The organism is Aquaticitalea lipolytica (assembly GCF_014641635.1).
GTDB classification, from domain to species: domain Bacteria; phylum Bacteroidota; class Bacteroidia; order Flavobacteriales; family Flavobacteriaceae; genus Aquaticitalea; species Aquaticitalea lipolytica.
In genome coordinates this window covers 34,297-54,028 of sequence record NZ_BMIC01000004.1, presented here as the reverse complement: position 1 = coordinate 54,028, position 19,732 = coordinate 34,297, and the positions used below count along the sequence as shown (strand labels likewise).

The 19,732-nt window shown below is 31.2% G+C and carries 20 protein-coding genes; 6 read left to right on the top strand and 14 right to left on the bottom strand.

All coding sequences use genetic code 11. The features are described 5' to 3' along the window. Positions 1–3: 3 nt before the first annotated feature. Entirely contained in the window at positions 4–510 is a 507-nt protein-coding gene (lysM, locus tag IEW41_RS10555; protein ID WP_188606330.1) for a peptidoglycan-binding protein LysM, read from the bottom strand. Positions 511–667: 157 nt separating this feature from the next. Next, positions 668–1,612, bottom strand: a complete 945-nt coding sequence (locus tag IEW41_RS10550; protein WP_188606329.1) for a nicotinic acid mononucleotide adenyltransferase — start codon at positions 1,610–1,612, stop codon at positions 668–670. 133 nt (positions 1,613–1,745) lie between these two features. Here IEW41_RS10550 and IEW41_RS10545 point away from each other — a divergent pair, with 133 nt between their 5' ends. Both IEW41_RS10545 and IEW41_RS10540 read left to right on the top strand, forming a co-directional pair. After that, positions 1,746–2,747 carry an NAD(P)H-dependent glycerol-3-phosphate dehydrogenase gene (locus IEW41_RS10545; RefSeq protein ID WP_188606328.1) on the top strand — a complete coding sequence of 334 codons (1,002 nt, stop codon included), beginning with the start codon at positions 1,746–1,748 and terminating at the stop codon, positions 2,745–2,747. Between the two features lie 72 nt (positions 2,748–2,819). Continuing rightward, positions 2,820–4,436, top strand: a complete 1,617-nt coding sequence (locus tag IEW41_RS10540) for an anti-phage dCTP deaminase (protein ID WP_188606327.1) — start codon at positions 2,820–2,822, stop codon at positions 4,434–4,436. A gap of 140 nt (positions 4,437–4,576) precedes the next feature. Here IEW41_RS10540 and IEW41_RS10535 read toward each other — a convergent pair whose 3' ends face one another. From IEW41_RS10535 to IEW41_RS10525, 3 genes are read right to left on the bottom strand one after another with little or no spacing between them, the layout of a single operon-like run. Then, a complete protein-coding gene (locus tag IEW41_RS10535) occupies positions 4,577–4,972 on the bottom strand; it encodes a hypothetical protein (RefSeq protein WP_188606326.1) in 396 nt (131 codons plus the stop codon). A gap of 3 nt (positions 4,973–4,975) precedes the next feature. Then, positions 4,976–5,995: a phenylalanine--tRNA ligase subunit alpha gene (gene pheS / locus IEW41_RS10530; RefSeq protein ID WP_188606325.1), complete on the bottom strand. Its 1,020-nt coding sequence runs from the start codon at positions 5,993–5,995 to the stop codon at positions 4,976–4,978. Positions 5,996–6,033: 38 nt separating this feature from the next. Then, positions 6,034–6,390, bottom strand: a complete 357-nt coding sequence (locus IEW41_RS10525) for a hypothetical protein (protein WP_188606324.1) — start codon at positions 6,388–6,390, stop codon at positions 6,034–6,036. A gap of 81 nt (positions 6,391–6,471) precedes the next feature. Here IEW41_RS10525 and IEW41_RS10520 point away from each other — a divergent pair, with 81 nt between their 5' ends. After that, positions 6,472–6,996 carry a CvpA family protein gene (locus IEW41_RS10520; protein ID WP_188606323.1) on the top strand — a complete coding sequence of 175 codons (525 nt, stop codon included), beginning with the start codon at positions 6,472–6,474 and terminating at the stop codon, positions 6,994–6,996. A gap of 54 nt (positions 6,997–7,050) precedes the next feature. On the opposite strand, the gene IEW41_RS10515 is transcribed toward IEW41_RS10520, so the two are convergent. Then, on the bottom strand, positions 7,051–7,962 hold the full coding sequence (locus tag IEW41_RS10515; protein ID WP_188606322.1) for a DUF6607 family protein: 912 nt from the start codon (positions 7,960–7,962) through the stop codon (positions 7,051–7,053). 103 nt (positions 7,963–8,065) lie between these two features. Between IEW41_RS10515 and IEW41_RS10510 the strand changes: the two genes are divergently transcribed. From IEW41_RS10510 to IEW41_RS10500, 3 genes are read left to right on the top strand one after another with little or no spacing between them, the layout of a single operon-like run. Beyond that, positions 8,066–10,150, top strand: coding sequence for a TonB-dependent receptor plug domain-containing protein (locus tag IEW41_RS10510; protein ID WP_188606321.1), 2,085 nt, complete (start codon positions 8,066–8,068; stop codon positions 10,148–10,150). Positions 10,151–10,168: 18 nt separating this feature from the next. Further along, positions 10,169–10,792 (top strand): HmuY family protein, encoded by a 624-nt coding sequence (locus IEW41_RS10505; protein ID WP_188606320.1) that lies wholly within the window; start codon positions 10,169–10,171, stop codon positions 10,790–10,792. A 2-nt stretch (positions 10,793–10,794) separates the two neighbouring features. Continuing rightward, positions 10,795–11,244 carry a DoxX family membrane protein gene (locus IEW41_RS10500; protein ID WP_188606319.1) on the top strand — a complete coding sequence of 150 codons (450 nt, stop codon included), beginning with the start codon at positions 10,795–10,797 and terminating at the stop codon, positions 11,242–11,244. A 37-nt stretch (positions 11,245–11,281) separates the two neighbouring features. Here IEW41_RS10500 and IEW41_RS10495 read toward each other — a convergent pair whose 3' ends face one another. From IEW41_RS10495 to IEW41_RS10460, 8 genes are all read right to left on the bottom strand, one after another. Next, positions 11,282–11,908 (bottom strand): carbonic anhydrase, encoded by a 627-nt coding sequence (locus tag IEW41_RS10495; protein ID WP_188606318.1) that lies wholly within the window; start codon positions 11,906–11,908, stop codon positions 11,282–11,284. Positions 11,909–11,919: 11 nt separating this feature from the next. Next, complete coding sequence (locus IEW41_RS10490; RefSeq protein ID WP_188606317.1) at positions 11,920–13,785, bottom strand: SulP family inorganic anion transporter; 1,866 nt, start codon at positions 13,783–13,785, stop codon at positions 11,920–11,922. Positions 13,786–13,815: 30 nt separating this feature from the next. Next, positions 13,816–14,439, bottom strand: a complete 624-nt coding sequence (locus IEW41_RS10485) for a DUF2490 domain-containing protein (protein WP_188606457.1) — start codon at positions 14,437–14,439, stop codon at positions 13,816–13,818. 65 nt (positions 14,440–14,504) lie between these two features. Next, on the bottom strand, positions 14,505–15,131 hold the full coding sequence (locus IEW41_RS10480; protein ID WP_188606316.1) for a carbonic anhydrase family protein: 627 nt from the start codon (positions 15,129–15,131) through the stop codon (positions 14,505–14,507). Between the two features lie 29 nt (positions 15,132–15,160). Beyond that, positions 15,161–16,741: a SulP family inorganic anion transporter gene (locus IEW41_RS10475; RefSeq protein WP_188606315.1), complete on the bottom strand. Its 1,581-nt coding sequence runs from the start codon at positions 16,739–16,741 to the stop codon at positions 15,161–15,163. An 84-nt stretch (positions 16,742–16,825) separates the two neighbouring features. Next, positions 16,826–17,086, bottom strand: a complete 261-nt coding sequence (locus IEW41_RS10470; protein WP_229660213.1) for a hypothetical protein — start codon at positions 17,084–17,086, stop codon at positions 16,826–16,828. A 100-nt stretch (positions 17,087–17,186) separates the two neighbouring features. After that, positions 17,187–17,945, bottom strand: a complete 759-nt coding sequence (locus IEW41_RS10465; protein WP_188606313.1) for a tetratricopeptide repeat protein — start codon at positions 17,943–17,945, stop codon at positions 17,187–17,189. 1 nt (position 17,946) lies between these two features. After that, the gene (locus IEW41_RS10460) at positions 17,947–19,722 is read right to left on the bottom strand and encodes a BatD family protein (RefSeq protein ID WP_188606312.1); all 1,776 of its coding nucleotides are present in this window, start codon (positions 19,720–19,722) and stop codon (positions 17,947–17,949) included. Between the last annotated feature and the right edge of the window lie 10 nt (positions 19,723–19,732).

Below are 19,732 nucleotides of genomic sequence, written 5' to 3'. Positions count from 1 at the left end.
AGCCTAACCCAAATGCGGAATTCGTAATACTTGTCCTGGGTAAATTTTATCAGGATCAGTTAGCATTGGTTGGTTAGCTTCAAAAATAATAGGATACTTCATTGGGTTGCCATAATATTTCTTTGCTATTTTACCTAATGTATCACCACTTATAACAGTATGAAACTGAGCTTCAGGCTCAGGGTTTTCAACAGTCATTTGGTCATCAACAACAGAAATGCCTTCATTATTACCAACCACTAAAACCACTTTCTCTTTAGTTGTTTGGTCTAGGGCTATACCTTTTACAGTCGCCATTTCGCCTTTAATTTTCACTTTTAAACCATCAACTTTAAGTTGTAAATCGTTAATAGTTTCTTCAAGTTTAAGTGCAGCATTTTCTTCTTCTTTAAGCAACTCAGCAGCAGCATTTGCTTTTGCATTAGTGTTTGCCTCTTTAGCAGCAGCTTTTTTTTTATTTATGCCAAAAATCTTATTTCCAGCATCTTTAATAAATGAAAATAATCCCATAATAGTTAGTTTTAAAAGAGTTATCAGTTTACGTAAAGTTCAAGAAATTCTTGTTCAATTCCAATATATAGCCAATAAGAATTTTATAAAAAGAAAAAACGCTCATCTAAAATACATTAGTGAGCGTTTCTTTTGAAACTAAATAACCAACCAAAATCTAGTTTCTATTACTTATACGAGGATTATCTTTTTTCTCGGTTTTTTGTTTACGTTTTTTAGGCTCTGTCGTTTTTTTAGTGATTTCGCCTTTAGCGTTACTTTCTCTTAAATATTGTATATATCCTCTTCCTGTAAACTCATAAAAAGTTCCTGATGAAGGATGGTATAATTCTATTCTCTGATCATTAATAACGCTCAACTCAAAAAATTCATTGTCAAAAAAATCATAATCTAATGTTAATGTTTTTAAGTACATATTATTTGAGATGTCTCCAACGCCGTAAACTCCTGTGTAATCCCAATAAATATTATCTGGGTTCCCAATGTTTGTGTCTTGAGAGCTTCTAAAAGTTGAATCGTTTCCACCTGCTAAAAACTGTAAGTAGTTTTCGTTATCAAATTCATTTATAGCTCCAACTTGGCTTGTGTATGTTTTTTCCCATGCTTCATACTCTTGTAAGAAATAATGAATATTATCATAAAACACATAGTCATAATCAAACGTGCTACGTTGGTAACCGTGTAAAAAGTATGAAGTATCATTAAATGGGTTATATAATTCTATAGTGTTATTATCTATTTGGTAAACGTCAAAAGTATTATAACCATCAATATCGTGGTAGATATCTAAAATCATATCATAAGCCTGATAGCTTCCAACATCTATTCCATAGCCATTTCCTTGGCTTCCAAAGCCAACTAAATTGTTATTAGCAAAAACGGTTCCGTTTCTAAACGACATTGTAAATGCAATTTGTAAAAAAGGAGTTTCTCCATGACCAATGGTTTGATTAATATCTACATACCATAACTCATATGAGCTTAATAACTGATTTAGCGATATATTGTTATTATTATGATCATCTACTAATACTTCTGTATAACAAGAAGTAAATAATGTTGCTGATAAAGCAAATGCGAAAAGTAATTTTATTGTCTTCATAATCTAACAATTTTAGGGTTATAATAGATGAGGTTTCAAAACGCGTGCCAAAAATTATTACACCTTCAATTTTTGATAACCCTTAAGACTCAAATTTTATGTATTTTTGGAGTGATTAATTAATGCAAATTATATGAGTAAGTCAGTAAAATATGCTGTTTTTGGGTCTGGAAGTTGGGCAACTGCTATAGTAAAAATGTTATGTGAAAATTTAGATGAAGTAGGATGGTATATGCGTAGTGTTTACATTAAAGAGCATTTATTAAAAGAGCAGCATAACCCAAGTTATTTGAGTTCGGTTGAATTTAATACAAAACAATTAAAGTTAAGCAATGATATTAATGAGATTGCAGCCTACGCAGATGTACTAATATTTGTAATACCATCGGCTTTTATACAAGATGAATTAGATAAAATAACAATTGATCTTAAAGAGAAAACAGTTGTATCTGCAGTAAAAGGAATTTTACCAGAATCTGGCAAACTACTTGGCGAACATTTTCATGATATATATAATGTGCCTTTTGGAAATATTGCTGTTATAGCTGGACCTTGTCATGCTGAAGAGGTAGCTTTAGAGCGTTTATCATATTTAACAATATCTTGTGCTGATGCTGCAAAAGCAAAAGACATTGCCAAAAACTTATCTAGCGACTATATAAAAACCAAAATCAGTGACGATATTATAGGTACTGAATATGCAGTAATGCTTAAAAATATTTACGCTATTGCTGCTGGTATTGCTCACGGATTAGGTTATGGAGATAATTTTCAAAGTGTATTGATGAGTAATGCAATTAGAGAAATGAAGCGTTTTATTAAAAAGATGCACAAGATGAAACGCAACATTAACAACTCTGCGTATTTAGGCGATTTGCTTGTTACAGGTTACTCTGTGTTTTCTCGCAACAGAATGTTTGGTAATATGATTGGTAAAGGTTACACAGTAAAATCTGCACAAATGGAAATGAGTATGGTTGCCGAAGGTTATTATGCCACTAAAAGTGCTCATCAGTTAAATGAAAAGAATAAAAAGAAAACACGATTACCAATTATAGAGGCAGTTTATGGCATTTTATATGAAGGGAAAGACCCTAAAATAACGTTTAAAAAATTGACCGATAAGTTGGATTAGTTATAGTTTAGGGCTTAAAATGCTGATATTCAAAATAAATAATTATTATTGTAGGAAAATTTCATACAATTTATGAGTATTGCAAGAAAATTAAATAATCAGTCTTCAGATAATCAAATTTCAAAAAACTCAGACAAAACCACGTCTGAAAGAGTTAAAGAAACTCATACATCTGAACTAGTTTTAGGCATTTGCTCCCAAATTGGAGCAAAAAAAGATTTAGTCATTAAAGCCTTGAAATCCGAATTGAAATCATATGGTTATGAATTCATGGATTTAAAATTAAGTAAGCATATTGATGATGCTGATGCTCCTAATTTTAAATATAATGACTCTCAAGACAAAACATCTGGATATAATACTATTGTTAGGAAGATTGAAAAAGGAAATCATTTAAGAGAAATTTATGGGAAAGATTATCTCGTAAATCTGTCTGTTTCAGAAATAGCAAATTCAAAAATGGAAATTTTCAAAATTAGTGGGGAAAAAGATTTTTCTAATATTTCTTCGCAAAGAAAATGCTACATAATTGATTCTATTAAACATAAAGAAGAATTAAATGCTTTAAGAGATATTTATGGTGATGCCTTTTATTTAATTAGTGTTTTTACACCACGTTCAGAACGAATTCAAAACATCTCAATTCCTAATATAGCTAAAAATGAGGCCATAGAAATAATAAACATTGATGAGTATCAGGAATTTAAAGAAAGTGGTCAACAAGTTAGAGAAGTTTATGTGGATGCAGATTTTTTTATTAAAGTAGATAAAAAAAATGAAACTGAGATTAAAAGTAAAATAGAAAGATTTACAAATATAATTTTTGAGAACGAACTCATTACACCTACAATTGAAGAAAGAGCTATGTATGAGGCAAAATCTGCTTCTGTAAATTCTGCTTGTCTCTCTAGACAAGTTGGAGCTTCTATAATTTCGAATGAAGATGAGTTAATATCAGTTGGCTGGAATGACGTTCCTAAATATGGAGGGAATTTATATACACACGAATCTAAAATTGACAATAGATGTTATATTAAAGGTCAATGTTTTAATGATTCTAACAAAGAGAACATAAGAAATGTAATATTAGACGATTTTAAAGCAAAAATAGATAAAGTTGTTTCCGATGATTTAGAGAAAAGTAAAATATTAAATGTTTTGAATAAAGTTTTATTAAGTTCATCGATAAAAACTCTTATTGAATTTTCTAGGTCAGTACATGCGGAAATGCATGCTATTCTCAATGCGGCTAATTTAAATGGTGTTAAATTAAGAGGAAGCACATTATTCTGCACTACATATCCATGTCATAATTGTGTTAGACATATAATTGCTGCAGGAATTATAAAGCTTTATTATATTGAGCCTTACATTAAAAGTAAAGGGATAGATTTACATAGTGATTCCATAACTGACGATACTATCTTAACAAAAGATTCAAAGAATGACAAAGTACAAATTTTGATGTTTGAAGGGATTTCTCCAAAAAAATACTTATCTTTCTTTAATAAAAATCGCTCAAGAAAAAATAAAATTTCTGGAAAATCGTTATGTCAGAATAGAGATAAATCAAAATTACAACCTATTAATAGCTTATCTTTACAAGCACTTTTTTATAGAGAAATACAAGCATCTAAAAGAATACAAGACCGAATAGACCAATTATCATCTAAAAATGAAAACCAATAAAGTAATTAAATTAACCCCAAAACAGACAACCGTTGCTAAATCAGCAACTATGAAATCTAGAGAGAACACTGTAAATCTTAAAGCTCACAATAATACTTTAATGATTAAAAATTTATCATCTCTTATTAAGCGTTAATCTGTTACTTCACCAAAACACCCTTTACTTTCATTAAAGGAATGGTTTGCAAAGCACGCTCGTTAATAGTGTTTTTTCTGAACAAATATGTTTTTTCAAACATAGTGTTGCCTTCAAAAAAAGTAACTTTAAATTCGTTGTTTAATGCAAACAAATCTTCTTGCATTAGCTCAATTTTAGCGTAGCTTTTTTTAGGAAGATGGTCTAGTTTTTTTCTGAAAATAGACGTCATTTTTTTATCAGAATAACCACTGGTTACAATAAGTACAACATCTAAATCGACATCTTTATCATTAATAATGTAGGCATTCCAATCGTTGGTTTTATAAATATCATTATACTCATAAACCACTGCAACATAAACATCTTCAACTTTTGGAATTTGAATGTCTTTTTTCATGAATTAGATAGATGATTTAAACTGCTCTAAAAATCTAACATCATTTTCACTTAATAATCTAATATCTCCAATTTGGTGTAAAAGCATCGCAATACGATCGATTCCCATACCAAAAGCAAAACCTGAATATTCTTTAGAGTCTATACCACAATTTTCTAAAACATTAGGATCAACCATACCACACCCCATAATTTCTAACCAACCTGTTCCTTTGGTAATTCGGTAATCTACTTCAGTCTCAAGTCCCCAATATACATCTACTTCTGCACTTGGTTCTGTAAACGGAAAGTATGATGGACGCAAACGTATTTTACTTTTCCCAAACATTTCGGTTGTAAAATATTGGAGTGTTTGTTTTAAATCGGCAAAGCTTACATCTTTATCAATATATAACCCTTCTACTTGATGGAAAAAACAGTGCGAACGTGCCGAAATAGCTTCGTTACGATACACACGACCTGGAGAAATAGTACGAATAGGAGGCTTGTTGTTTTCCATATAACGTACTTGTACAGAACTTGTGTGTGTGCGTAATAAAATATCTGGATTGGTTTGAATAAAAAAAGTATCCTGCATATCTCTTGCAGGATGATATTCAGGTAAATTTAAAGCTGTAAAATTATGCCAATCGTCTTCAATTTCTGGACCTTCACTCACGTTAAATCCAATACGAGAAAAGATATCAATAATTTGGTTTTTTACAATAGATATAGGATGACGAGCACCAAGTTGAACAGGCTCACCAGGACGAGACAAATCACCATAAACACCTTTTACTTCTTCTTTGCTTTCTAGCTCTTCTTTTAAAGCATTTACTTTGTCTTCAGCGGTTTTTTTAAGCGCATTAATTACCTGTCCGAATTCTTTCTTTTGGTCGTTGGCTACGTTTTTAAATTCGGCAAAATAATCGTTAAGCAATCCTTTTTTGCCTAAGTATTTTATACGAAATGCTTCAATCTCGTCTTTAGATTGTGCTTTAAATGACTCTGCTTCAGCAATAAGTTCTTTTATCTTGTCTATCATGGTATCAATTCAAAAAATGACTGCAAATTTAGTAAATCTTACTCTATATATTCTGATTCCAGAAAATAGTTAACGATAGCTTCTTTCATTAAGATGCTTTGTTCACCTGCTTTTAATGGAGGTAATTGTTCTTTTATCTTATAATGCGGCCATTTGTCATCATCATAAAAATCAAACTCATAATAACCATAAGGTTCTAAAAGGCGGCAAATAGCAATATGCATAAGGTCTAGCTTATGGTCTTTTTTAAATTTACTATGTAGCTGACCTAATTCTTGTACTCCAATGAGGTAAATTATGGCATCCAAATCTAATGTATCGCCTTCAGCAAATTGAGCAGATAATTTTTGGACCACTAAATCCCAACGTTGTTTTAATTGTTCGTCTCTTGACATATATATTTTTTCACTTTAGTGAAAATCGCATTAATTAGAAAGTCGCAAAGTTAACTTATATTTGATAAAATTCTATACGATATGAGTGTTTTAGATATAGTTTTGGCAGCTTTATTGCTTTTTGGATTGGTAAGAGGATTAATAAATGGTCTTTTTGTTGAAGTCGCTTCTTTAGTTGCTTTGGTAGCTGGTGTTTATGGAGCGATACACTTTAGTGATTTTGCGGCTAATTTTTTGATGGATAAAACAGAATGGAGTGAGAAAACAATTAACATTACTGCATTTGCAATAACTTTTGTTGTGATAGTTTTGGTAATTGCTTTAGCAGGAAAGGCATTAACTAAATTAGCAGATTTTGCAGCTTTAGGAATTATAAATAAAATATTAGGAGGACTTTTCGGTGCCTTAAAAATAGGGTTAATATTAAGCGTTGTTTTAATAGTGTTTGATAGTTTAAATAGCACTATCCCCTTTACAGATGAAGAGTCTTTAGAAGATTCTATACTTTACGAACCTGTTAAAGGATTTGCGCCTAAGATTTTCCCTAGTATTTTGAATAAAAAAGAGATTAAAGAAAATAGCAATACACCTGAAGAAACTGTATAAAAAAGCCACTTCCTCAAGATTTTGAAAAAGTGGCAAAAAATTAACTAATCACTATTAAGATTTTTTTACAAAAGCCTCAATAATACTATTTATATCTTCTTCTTTATTCGAAAATTCTTTTGAGAATAATATACTATATAGAGGTTTTTCATCTACCTTTTCTTCTAAAATTAGATCTGTTTTTCTATTAAAGACTTCATCCCATTTATTGCGTACCAACTTCCAATTTTGATTATTTGTTTTCCACCAATCTTGAGCAGATTTACATTTACTGTCGTCTACTTTTGTGTAAGTGTTTAGTCCCTTTTCTTGTGCTAAAACAACATCGTCTTTTCCTGTCGTTCTAATTACTTTATCATTGTCTTGGTCATGTATCCAACCATATTTAGTAATTTCATGTTTGTTGGTTCTAACAGTTACATTATAGTCATTACGTTTTGTATATTCTCTTCTTGGTAAGGGAGCATCTGTTGTGTTTTCCCAATAACTTTTCCCATCTGCATGAATCCATGTAGCTGAACCTTCATAACGCGGACTATCATCTACCTGAAACACTTTTTGTGTCCATTGTCCTTTTACTTGACTCTTAGGAAGACTAACATAATTCCATTTATTGTCAGCATTATATGTATATAAGTTAGTGTTTTCAAACAACCAATCTTGTCTCCAATGTTTAATAACATGTTGCTCTTCTGGTTTTCCAACTATTAATAAATGCTGCATTACAATTTTGTTTTCAGAATCTTCTAATAGTTCAACCCATTCTAAACCTGTATCATGTTTTACATCAGAGGCTTTATAAGTTGAATCGTTTGAGTATTGAAAAGTTTCAGCAAAATTAAAGCTTACTTCATAGCAACCACACATGCTTTTTATAGCTTTTTGATCTTGATTTTTTTTGCTTTGTGCATTAACATTTAATATAAATGCTAATGAAAAAATTGATAAAAGTGTTAATCGTTTCATTTTTAAAGTGTTTGATTTTTGAGATTAAAAAAATTAAAATTTTTATTATTCTTATTTAGATTGAATAAAAATAACTTATATATTTGCGACAAATTTATATAGAATGAGTCTAAATAAAAATAATATTTCAATCTTTTTTTTAATTTTTTTTAGTTGCTTTTCATTTTCTCAAGAAGAAACTATAACTAAACAAGATTCGACCAAAATTGAATCTTTAGAAGAAGTCATTATAACGGCAACCCGAACTGTCAGGCAGCTATCATCTTTACCCTTACCTGCACAATTGATATCAAAAAAAGAGATTCAAAGTGTTAATTCATCGCGTTTAAGCGACATTTTAAACGAGCAAACAGGACTTATTACTGTGCCAGATTTTGGAGGAGGAGAAGGGATTCAGCTTCAAGGGTTAGATTCTCAATACACCCTTATTTTAGTTGATGGTGTGCCACTTATAGGTCGTTCTGCTGGTACTTTAGATATTAGTAGAGTAAGTGTTGGTAATATTAAACAGATAGAAATTGTTAAAGGCGCATCGTCTAGTTTATATGGCAGCGAAGCTCTTGGTGGTGTTATAAATATTATAACAGATAATCCTAAATATGATTTTAAAGGAGATTTAAATTCTCGTGTTGGAACATTTAATACTTACGATACTGGTTTAAATCTAGGGTATAAAAAAGAAAATTTTTCAATAAGTACTTTTCTTAATAGTTTTAAAAGTGATGGTTATGATTTAAATGAAAATGATGCATTAAACACGATTGAGCCTTATTCAAATTATACATTAAGCACAAAACTGAACTATAATTTTAATGATAATACCAGCTTATTCTTATCTGGAAGATACTACACACAAAACCAAGACTACATAGCTTCAGAAGATTTAAAAGGCGAAAGCAATGTAAACGAATGGAATACTCATTTAAAATTAAGCCATACATATAGCCAAAAATGGAGTAGCTATTTTGAATTTTACGCCACACGATACAAAGCTGATGAATATTTGAATAATACTGATACCTCTCGTTTTAGTGATAGTAATTTTAATCAATTATTAGTTCGTCCAGAAATTAGAGCAACTTATAATCCAACAGAAAAATCTGCTTTTATAGCTGGTTTAGGTTGGAACCATGAAACTTTAACCAGAACCGATTTTTCTACGCAACCAGAGTTTAATTCGCCTTACGCCTATTTACAATATGACACCAATCCTACCGAGAAAATGAATATTATTTTTGGCGCTCGTTTTGATAATCATAGCGCATATAAATCTCAATTCAGCCCAAAAGTTGCTTTGCGTTATAAATTATCAGAAAAATTAGCAATTAAATCGTCTGTTGGGTACGGTTTTAAAGCGCCAGATTTTAGACAATTATATTTCGATTTTACAAACGCAACCGTTGGGTATACCGTTTTAGGGTATAATGCAGTAACTACAAAAATTCCTGAATTAGAAGCCGAAGGGCAGATCGCAAATATAATAGTACCTCTTTCTGAGTTTGAAGATGAATTAAATCCTGAAAACTCAATTGGTATCAACATAGGCTTATATTACAATCCAATCTCATCAATAAAACTAAATCTTAATGTCTTTAGAAACACTATTGAAGACTTAATAGACACACGAGTTATTGCAAATAAAACTAATGGGCAAAATGTATTTAGTTACTACAATGTACACGAGGTTTACACACAAGGTTTAGAATTCAACTCTACTTGGAAACCGAATAGCAACTTAAAAATTACAGGTGGTTACCAATTGCTTTTTGCAAAAGATAAGACAGCAGAAAAAGCCTTTAAAAATGGAGAAGTTTATGCAAGAGAAACGCCTAGTTCTCCTTCATTTCAGCTAAAAGGAGATGATTATTTTGGGTTATACAATCGTTCTCGACATATGGCAAACCTGAAAGTATTTTACGAATTCACAACTTTGAATTTAGATGCCAATATACGTGGCACTTACAGGAGCAAATATGGATTGTACGATACAAATGGAAACGCCTATTTAGATACCTATGATGACTTTGTTGAAGGTTATAGTATTTGGGACTTTGCAATTAATAAAACACTTTATAAAAACTACAAATTAGGCTTTGGTATTGATAACGTTTTTGCTTTTACAGATACTCAAAACATTAGCAATATTTCTGGTCGGATTATTTACGGAAAATTAAACATTCAATTTTAATAATTATATATAAACACTATGAACACATTTAAATTTTTAACATTAGTAACACTTTTTATTGGTTTCACATCTTGTAGTAATGATGATGATTCTACACCAGTTTTAGAAATAGAATCTGAAACAGTTTCAAACTTACAAGCAACACAAACTGCTGATTACTCAACAAATCCTCCAACAATTACTGGTGATTACATTAAATTTTCTTTTGAAACAGGCACAACCACAACAAGCGATAATTGGGATATTGCATTTAGAGGCTCAACAATTATTGTAAATGGTGGCGAAGCTACTGCAGCAGATCAACCAATAAGAACAGCAAATGCTGGTGCTTATATTGTTACAGGAACTTTAGCAGGTATTACAGAAGTTAACACAGAGCTATTCACATCTGATAGTTCAGCAAACGGTTTAGCAATACCAACAGGTTCCGATAATGGATGGTATCATTATAATCCATCAACACATATTATTTCTCCAATTGCAGGAAAAATTCTTGTTGTAAAAACCAATGATGGTAGATATGCTAAATTGGAAATTTTGAGCTATTACGAAAACAGCCAACCAAATGATGATTTAAGCAATTCTCAATTTTACACATTCAATTATGTATATCAACCAAATACAGGTGTTACAACATTTTAATTATGAAAAAATCAATTAGCATTTTATTTATTGTACTTCGTTTACTCTTAGGAGGATTCATGATTTATGGCGGAATTCAAAAGTTTGAAAAGCCAATTCCAAGCTCTATTGAAGTCTTAGAAAAGGCAGAAAAATTTTCTGCTCCTGATAAAGAGCCTACACTTCAAAAAGTATTGTATATAAGTGGCGCAAAACAAACTGGCTACTTCTGGCAAGTGTTAGGAATTTGCGAACTTATCTTTGGTTTTCTTTTAATTATCCAAGGCACTGGATTTATCGGAGCCTTATTTTTATTACCAATAACACTACACATTTTCTTATTCCATTTATTTCTTGAAGCAGATGAAATAGGAGAACTTATACAAACAGGAGGATTGTTTTTAGTTAACATAGCTCTTGTTTTAAAAGAAAAGGAAAAGTGGAAACACTTACTTTGGATTAAACCTATTTAAATAAAAAAAGCCACTCAATTTGAGTGGCTTTTTTATGTTAATCTAGATGATAAATTTCTCTAATGTTTTCGAGAATAGCTTCAAAATCAATTTTTAAATCTACAAGTTTCCCAGTATGAATATCAAAAACCCATCCATGTACTTTTAAGCCTCTTTCTCTTACAGCCTTTTGTACTGCAGCTGTTTTAATAAGATTTACACATTGTTCTTGAACATTCAATTCAACAAATCTGTCATAACGATCTTCTTCAGAGACTATAGCGTTAAGCTTATTTTTATGAAGACGATATACATCTCTAATATTACGTAACCAAGGATTTAAAATACCTAAATCGGCCGATTGCATGGCTGCTTTTACTCCTCCACAAGCATAATGACCACAAACAACCACATGATTTACTTTTAAGTGCACTACAGCATATTCTACAACAGACATAACATTTAAATCTGTTCCAGAAACCATATTTGCAATGTTTCGATGCACAAAGGCTTCACCAGGACCAAGTCCCATTAACTCTTCTGCTGTAACACGACTATCTGAACAACCAATAAATAAAAGTTCAGGACTCTGACCTTCTCCTAATTCATCAAAGTATTTTGGGTTTGTAGATAGTTTTTCTTTAATCCACACTTCGTTGTTTTCAAATACTCTGTCTAAATTCATAAGAGATATATTTAATGTTTATCCTTAACATTAGCTTTAATCCAAGTAAGGCAATCCTTAAAAGTAGTAAATATATGCTCTTTTGGAATTAAATCTGGAATAATATCTATTCGTTCCATCATATATTGTGGCTGTCTTAATAAGCCTACAAAAAGTACATTAATATTATCTTTTCTTAAGTCTACTAAAACGTCTTCCATTGCATATAAACCAGACTGATCCATATATTGCATTCTACCTAACCTTATTACAACAGTAGAGGCTGTCTTAGGTATTTGAGCAGCTAATTGTTGAAAATCACTTGTAGATCCAAAAAACAATGGTCCTTTTATATGTTTTATAAATACTTCTTCTTTTAATCGTTCAGGAAAATCAACTTCATCATCCCAAGCTTTTTCTTTAAGTAAAGATTTAACATCAGAGCGTTCAGCAGTTAAATCGCCAATTTTTTTCATGAACATTAACGAAGCTATAATTAGACCAATACCTACAGCATATACTAAATTCCATAAGCTAGAAAGTACAAGTACAATTAACATGATAACTACTTCAGAACTGATTTTTAAAGGACCAATCTTCATATCTCGTGGTAAACTAGGAATAGCTTTTAAACCTTTGTAGTCCATTACACCAATACCAACTGTTATTAAAATTCCTGCTAACACAGCAGCCGGAATTCTTGAGGCAACTGGACCTAAAGCCAATAAAATGAATAATAACATAATACCAGCAATCATTCCAGACAACTTAGTTTTTCCTCCAGATTTAATATTTACAACAGTTCTAATTGTAGCTCCTGCTCCAGGAATACCACCAAAAATTGCTCCAATACTATTACCAATTCCCTGACCTATTAATTCTTTATTAGGTTGGTGTTTTGTTTTGGTCATATTATCAGCTACAACACTTGTAAGCAATGAGTCAATGGCTCCTAAAAGCGCTAATGTAAGTGCAGTAAAAACATAAGGCGTAAGGCTACTTAAACTAAATCCTGTAATAATTTCTAGATTTGGAATTGGAAGTCCTGATGGAATTTCTTCAATTGGACGATAATCTAAACCGAAACCAACTGCCACACCTGAAACAACAAGTAAAGCCACCAATGTACTTGGGACAGCTGTTGTAATTCGTTTAAATCCGTAGATTATAAAAATGGTTGAAAGAGCTAGTATAAGTTCTAACCAACTTATGTTCCTTAATGCTTGAGGTAATACTTTTATTGCTCCTAAAACACCTGAAGCATTATTTGCGGCTAGTGTTTTAGATTCTTTTAAAATATCATCTTGCGAAATGCTTTCTGCTCTATTAATAGTTTCTTTAAAATCTTCAAGAACCAAAATGCCTTCACCTGCTTCTTCTTTTAATATGTTTTCAAGAATGATTTCTTCTGCTTGAGGCTTAAAGGTTTCTACATAAGGCATATCTTCTTTTGGGTAATAACCTACAGCAGGCAAAATTTGAGTCACCAAAATAATTACACCAATTGCAGTCATAAAACCAGAGACAACAGGATATGGAATGTATTTAATATATTTTCCAAATCCTAGAAACCCAAGTCCAACTTGTATAAGTCCAGCCAAAAGGAATACTGTTAAAATTACTGGTAATGCTTTATTAATATCACCATCATTTGCAGCAATTATTCCAGCAATTACAACCATACTAACAGCAGTCATTGGAGCAGTTGGACCAGAAATTTGTGTATTTGTACCACCAAATAAAGCAGCAAAAAAGCTTAAAAATATGGCTCCGTAAAGTCCTGCACTAGGTCCTAATCCAGAGGAAACACCAAATGCTAATGCCAAAGGCAAAGCAACGATTCCTGCTGTGATACCTCCAAAGGCATCTCCTTTAATGTTTGAAAATAAATTTTTCATTTTTTGTTGTTTTAGTTGGTTATACTTTTTTTAAAAATTCACAAATGTGATTATGTTAAACTGGTCTCTGCTACTGGTTTCAAAAAACTGGTTCATATAGCCCAATTCCATTCTTACAGAATTGCTAATCTTGTAACCTAATCCTCCGTATAATCGATTTCTATCAAAAACAGATGATTCTGTATTTATAAATAATTCGTTGTAAGCTGAAAGATACCATTTATTGGTTTCTTTTTTACTTAAAGGTGCATTAACCCCTAAAAAATAACGAAATCGTAATTTAAAATCATCTTCTACAAAGCGTTGCTCAAATCTATATCTATGCTGAATAGTTATATTTTTGAATTTCTGTTTTGTAATTAATTGCTGATAGATACGATGCTCATTAACTTGAAACTTTTCATCTGTATTTGCAATATAGTTTTCAGATAAAATATAACCATAACCCATTAATATGTTTGTATTGTCGGTTAAATTATATCCTAAACCTGTGCGTAACAGTAATTGCTCTAAATCACCAATGGCGTTGTAATTTCGGTATTGCACTTCATGATGAAGGTTCCATTTGGAGTTCAATTGCTTATTTCCAAAATAAATCATCCAATTACCAAAATTACTGTCTTGCGCAATAGTGAAAATAGGCAGCATCAGCATAGTTACCAATGCTGCCGTTTTAAATTTAATTATTTTTCTTTTTTTTGTCAATTTCTTTCAGCTTTTTATAAAAATTTGACTTCACCAGTGTTAATGTCATACATGGCTCCAACAATCATTATTTCTCCATTTTTCTCCATTTCTGAAAGAATTGGACTTTCTGCATGAATTCTGTCAATAGTTAACTGAACATTTTTCTCAGCAACAGTATCAACAAACTCAGCATTTTTAGAGTTTCTTAAACTTACATCTTTTGGCTCACTTACAGCATTTACAGCAGGAGTGATTTTCTCAATTAACTTCGTTAAGTTACCCATTTTTGCATCATCACAAGCACCTTTTACAGCACCACATGCAGTGTGTCCTAAAACAACAATTAGTTTTGTACCAGCCAATTTGCATGCAAATTCCATACTACCTAAAATATCCTCATTTACAAAGTTACCTGCAATACGAACACTAAATATATCACCTAATCCTTGGTCAAAAACTAATTCTGCTGAAACTCTAGAGTCAATGCAACTTAAAATTGTAGCAAAAGGGAATTGACCATCGCTCGTGTCATTAACTTGCTCTAATAAGTTTCTATTTGCTTTTAAGTTATTTTGGAATCTTAAGTTTCCTTCTTTTAAATACTGTAATGACTTTTGAGGAGTCATTGTTGCCTGTGTTTCTCTTGTATGCGCTTTCATTTTAATTTAATTTTAAAGTTTATAATTTATTATGCTGTTTGCGGTCTTAATTTAAAAAACTCCAAATAACTTGGTGGATTTTCAATAGTACCACGTTCTGAAATTAATTTTATAGTAATATTTCGTTCTTTTGCTTTAAAAGCAAAATCATCAAGAATCTCAATAATATCATTATCTAGATATCTAGTTTTTCTGACGTCTAATTCTAAATATGAATCATGAGGAAGTCTATCTAATTCTTTTAAAATAGCTCCTTTATTGAAAAAGGTAACTTCTTCGGCTAGGGTCATCTTCATTTTTTGGATACCATTGCTTACATCTTCTTTATGAAGAAAATGCGAATTTTGATAGCTTTTGATAAGAATAACTACAATCCCTACCATTAATCCTAGTCCAATTCCGTATAGTAAGTCAATAAATACAATACCAAAAACTGTAACATTAAATGGAATCCATTGCTTCCAACCCAGATCATACATTTTTTTGAACAATCCTGGTTTTGCTAGTTTGTAACCTACAATTAATAAAATAGCTGCTAAAACTGATAAGGGAATCATGTTTAACAATCTAGGAATTAAAACTACAGATATTAAAAGCAAAAGTCCATGGACTATGGCTGAAAGTTTTGTACGTCCTCCAGATTGAATATTTGCCGAACTTCTTACAATAACTTGTGTAATTGGAAGTCCACCAATTAATCCTGAAATTACATTCCCTGTTCCTTGAGCAAATAACTCTCTGTTGGTTGGAGTTACGTTTTTGTGAGGGTCTAACTTATCAGTTGCTTCAACACAAAGCAAAGTTTCTAAACTTGCTACTAAAGCTAATGTGAATGCTACTACCCAAACATCAGGATTTGTAATAACCATAAAATTTGGAAAACTAAACTGTCCCAAAAAAGAGGTAACATCTTCAGGAACTGGAACACTAACTAAATGCGATTTTGCGATAGAAAATGTGTCGTTAGACTTAGTTAATACATAAAATATAATACCTACAGCAACTGCAACTAAAGGGCCTTGAATAATTTGAAATATCTTCGATTTTTTTGATAATACTTTATCCCAAAAAATTAAAATTCCCAATCCTACAAAACCAACAATAGTTGAACCTAAGGTTATATATTTAACAATCCCAAAAATATGTGTAAAAGTATTTTTACTTGTAGATTGGAAAAGGCCAAAATCGCCTGAGGCATCAGCATCATAACCAAAAAAATGCGGAATCTGTTTTAATATAATAATAATTCCGATACCAGTAAGCATACCCTTAATTACTGATGATGGAAAATAATAACCAATAATACCAGCTTTTAAAAGGCCAAAAATTAACTGTATAATTCCTGCTAAAACTACAGCAACTAAGAAATTTTCATAAGCGCCTAAAGTTCCAATAGCTGTTAATACAATTGCAGCTAAACCAGCTGCTGGACCACTTACTCCAATTTTAGAACCACTTAATGATCCTACAACAACACCTCCAACAATACCTGCAATAAGACCAGAAAACAGAGGTGCACCACTAGCTAAAGCAATACCAAGACAAAGTGGTAATGCAACAAAAAATACGACTATACTCGCTGGTAAGTCACTTTTAATATGTTTAAACATTTTATAAATAAATAGATTATCTCAACCTTATTAAGATTGAGTTTAAATTTGACTTTCAATTTGGATTAAAAAATCCTATCAGATTTATAAAATGTGTACTTCTGGAGGTGGAGAAATGAGATTGAGATGTGGTTTTGGGTACTTTTTAGAAAAGTATCCAGGCTTATTTTTAAGATTAGTAGATAAGAGAGATAATTCAAGATGATTGTTTTTAGAAAACACAACTACAATATTTTTGTGTGTTTCACTTCCCTTTTCTTCTTCTTCGTTTAAAGAATAAATAATAGAGATGTCTATTGAATTATCAAAAGCAACAATTATTGATGGTGCTATTATGAAGCCCATAAATAATATAATAAAAAAAGTTGCTATCGATTTTTTGTACATCTAATTAACTTAAAGCGCGAAAATAAGACAAAGTTTGTATTTAATTGTTAAATAATTTTTAAAAGTTATTCAACAGTTTAATGTCTTCTGAAGAAATCCAACCAATTTTCCCGTCGGCTAATTTTATCTTTCTCCAATTGTTTACAGTGTCTAAAACTTGAACCTTTGTGCCTTCATGAAGAGTGAAAGCTTCTGTGCTTCTTAAGTTTGGTTCACTTTTTACTTTACTTTCTTGAGTAAATACAATAGCAGGTTTATCATTTTTAGTTAAGTTGTACTTGTGAAATGCAAAAACTAAAGCCAAACAAGAAAGGGTTAGTGTTGTAATACTACCTACAAATGTTAATCTCTTTTTCCCAGTTGAGTATGTAAAGTAATATATCAAAAACAAAATCACAAATAGCAACATTAATACAACACATATTTTTGCCCAAGTTTCAAATGAGAATGTATTTGTAATATTTTTTATCCATTTTGAGAAACCTACTTCTGGGATAGTGTCAATAGCATCTATAGTCATATTACGAGCAAAGGCAATATTATTTATTATTTCCTTATCATTTGGAGCTAATTGTAAAGCCTTTTCATAATAATAAATACTTGGAGCTACATGATTGAGTTTATAATGAGAGTTACCAAGGTTAAAATATAATTCGGCAGAATGTTTGCCGCTTTTTAAAATAGCGTCATATTTTTTTATAGCTTCAGAATAATTACCATCATTATATAAGGAGTTTGCTTGCTCAAACAAAACTTCGTTTTGAGCTAAGGTAATTGTGCTGAATACAAATGCAAAAATGTAAATTAACTGTTTCATCTTAATTCATTTGTTTATCAATTACTGAAATTGTGCTAGCTGCTTTTTCATAGTCATTTTGCATTTCAACATTTGTAATTGGTGTATACCTAGCAAGCTCACAATTTTTAAGAATACTATTAAACTCTATTACACTAGACTCATCAACTCCTTTTTCAAGAAGTAAACTTTTAATTTTATCTTTACTTAAGTCACTGGTTTCAATATAAAGTTTTGCTTTTAAGTAATTGTGTAATGCTTTTTCAAGAGCTATATAAAACGCTTCTTTTTGCCCAAGTGCTTTTTTAGCCTCGCTTAAATATTTTCTTGCAAGTTTATCTGCTTTTCTCACTTTGTTTCCAAAAACATCGGCATCACGTTCTGCTTTCTTTTTTCTAAAAACAATGGCTAAAGGGATTGCCAAAAGTGGCGCAAATAAAGCTGTCCAGAACCAAGTAGATTTAAAGAAATAACTTGGTTGTGTACATGTTAAATTAGGGTCGCTTTTTATAAATGCAAATTGATTAGTACTTAAGACAACTTTTTGTTTTTCTGCTCCTGTTGATGCAAAATTATTATCAGAATTTGAGTTGTTTGTTGGTCCTTCTAATACGTCAATAATAATTTCGCCAGATGACATTGTTTTGTAGGTTCCAGTTTCTAGGTCGAAATACGAAAAAGACACATTTGGTATTGGATATTTACCTTTAAACTGAGGAACTATTGTATAGCTATCTGAAATATTTCCTTGCATACCATTTAAATTAGTATTGACATTTTCAGCATGCTCAGGTTCGTAAACTTCTAAGGAACTTGGTAAGGTTAGTTTTGGTAATTGAAACAATTTTAAATTTCCATTTCCACTTACTTCAACTCTTGCCTGAAGCGATTCGGTAGCATTTAAAGTGGTTTTAGATGTAGTAATTTTAAAGTCGAACTTACCTACAGCTCCTGTAAAATTATCTGGTTTACCTTCTTCAGGTAAAGGCTTAACTGTTATAGTATTGCTTCCTGCTGAAACTGTTTTATGTACTTGTGTCATTAAACGACCACCAAAAATATCACGTCTATTTGTTGGTACTTCAACAGTAAGATCTAAACTCAGAGGTTCAATTTCTAGTTTTCCAGTTTTTTGAGGATATAAAACAGTTTTACGTAGTACAACAAAACGATAATCTTCACCTTTATAGGTTCCATTTTCAACTTTTACGCCTTTCATGTCGATATTTTGACTCCAAAAATCATTAAATTTTGGATTGTCAATTTCTCGCCAGTTGCTAACACCAGTATTTGGTGATACGTACAATTTATAAACTACTGTTATAGCTTCGTTGAGATATGGATTTGTTTTAGAAATTTCGGCAACTAAGTGAATATTATCATCGGCTACGTTTATAGCATTATCAGGATCGTTTGGCCTTTCTACAGCTGAGGTAATTTCTACAGTAACAACTTGCGTTTTGTAAGTTTCACCATCAATCTCAATCGTGGCTTGTTTTATACTAAATTTTCCTTGACGTTTTGGAGCTAAAAAGTAGCTATATGTTTTAGAAAAAGAACGAACACCATTTACCCAAGAATTACTAACCGAAGTGTTTGGTCCGCCAATAACTGTAAAATTTTCAAAATCTGGTGGATTAAAATTATCGCCATCTTTATTCATTTCAAAATCTACTCTTAATCGTTCGTTTACGCCAAGTTTAGTTTTACTCACTTTTGCTTCAAATTTAATTTGAGCAGAAGCGAATCCTGTTGCAAACAGAATTAGAAATAATGATATGTATTTAATAAGTTTCATTTTAATTCAC

What these genes read in the sequence shown, in the direction of transcription:
- lysM (WP_188606330.1), bottom strand. Translation starts at nt 510, where the DNA reads ATGGGATTATTTTCATTTATTAAAGATGCTGGAAATAAGATTTTTGGC.
- IEW41_RS10550 (WP_188606329.1), bottom strand. Translation starts at nt 1,612, where the DNA reads ATGAAGACAATAAAATTACTTTTCGCATTTGCTTTATCAGCAACATTA.
- IEW41_RS10545 (WP_188606328.1), top strand. Translation starts at nt 1,746, where the DNA reads ATGAGTAAGTCAGTAAAATATGCTGTTTTTGGGTCTGGAAGTTGGGCA.
- IEW41_RS10540 (WP_188606327.1), top strand. Translation starts at nt 2,820, where the DNA reads ATGAGTATTGCAAGAAAATTAAATAATCAGTCTTCAGATAATCAAATT.
- IEW41_RS10535 (WP_188606326.1), bottom strand. Translation starts at nt 4,972, where the DNA reads ATGAAAAAAGACATTCAAATTCCAAAAGTTGAAGATGTTTATGTTGCA.
- pheS (WP_188606325.1), bottom strand. Translation starts at nt 5,995, where the DNA reads ATGATAGACAAGATAAAAGAACTTATTGCTGAAGCAGAGTCATTTAAA.
- IEW41_RS10525 (WP_188606324.1), bottom strand. Translation starts at nt 6,390, where the DNA reads ATGTCAAGAGACGAACAATTAAAACAACGTTGGGATTTAGTGGTCCAA.
- IEW41_RS10520 (WP_188606323.1), top strand. Translation starts at nt 6,472, where the DNA reads ATGAGTGTTTTAGATATAGTTTTGGCAGCTTTATTGCTTTTTGGATTG.
- IEW41_RS10515 (WP_188606322.1), bottom strand. Translation starts at nt 7,962, where the DNA reads ATGAAACGATTAACACTTTTATCAATTTTTTCATTAGCATTTATATTA.
- IEW41_RS10510 (WP_188606321.1), top strand. Translation starts at nt 8,066, where the DNA reads ATGAGTCTAAATAAAAATAATATTTCAATCTTTTTTTTAATTTTTTTT.
- IEW41_RS10505 (WP_188606320.1), top strand. Translation starts at nt 10,169, where the DNA reads ATGAACACATTTAAATTTTTAACATTAGTAACACTTTTTATTGGTTTC.
- IEW41_RS10500 (WP_188606319.1), top strand. Translation starts at nt 10,795, where the DNA reads ATGAAAAAATCAATTAGCATTTTATTTATTGTACTTCGTTTACTCTTA.
- IEW41_RS10495 (WP_188606318.1), bottom strand. Translation starts at nt 11,908, where the DNA reads ATGAATTTAGACAGAGTATTTGAAAACAACGAAGTGTGGATTAAAGAA.
- IEW41_RS10490 (WP_188606317.1), bottom strand. Translation starts at nt 13,785, where the DNA reads ATGAAAAATTTATTTTCAAACATTAAAGGAGATGCCTTTGGAGGTATC.
- IEW41_RS10485 (WP_188606457.1), bottom strand. Translation starts at nt 14,439, where the DNA reads ATGCTGATGCTGCCTATTTTCACTATTGCGCAAGACAGTAATTTTGGT.
- IEW41_RS10480 (WP_188606316.1), bottom strand. Translation starts at nt 15,131, where the DNA reads ATGAAAGCGCATACAAGAGAAACACAGGCAACAATGACTCCTCAAAAG.
- IEW41_RS10475 (WP_188606315.1), bottom strand. Translation starts at nt 16,741, where the DNA reads ATGTTTAAACATATTAAAAGTGACTTACCAGCGAGTATAGTCGTATTT.
- IEW41_RS10470 (WP_229660213.1), bottom strand. Translation starts at nt 17,086, where the DNA reads ATGGGCTTCATAATAGCACCATCAATAATTGTTGCTTTTGATAATTCA.
- IEW41_RS10465 (WP_188606313.1), bottom strand. Translation starts at nt 17,945, where the DNA reads ATGAAACAGTTAATTTACATTTTTGCATTTGTATTCAGCACAATTACC.
- IEW41_RS10460 (WP_188606312.1), bottom strand. Translation starts at nt 19,722, where the DNA reads ATGAAACTTATTAAATACATATCATTATTTCTAATTCTGTTTGCAACA.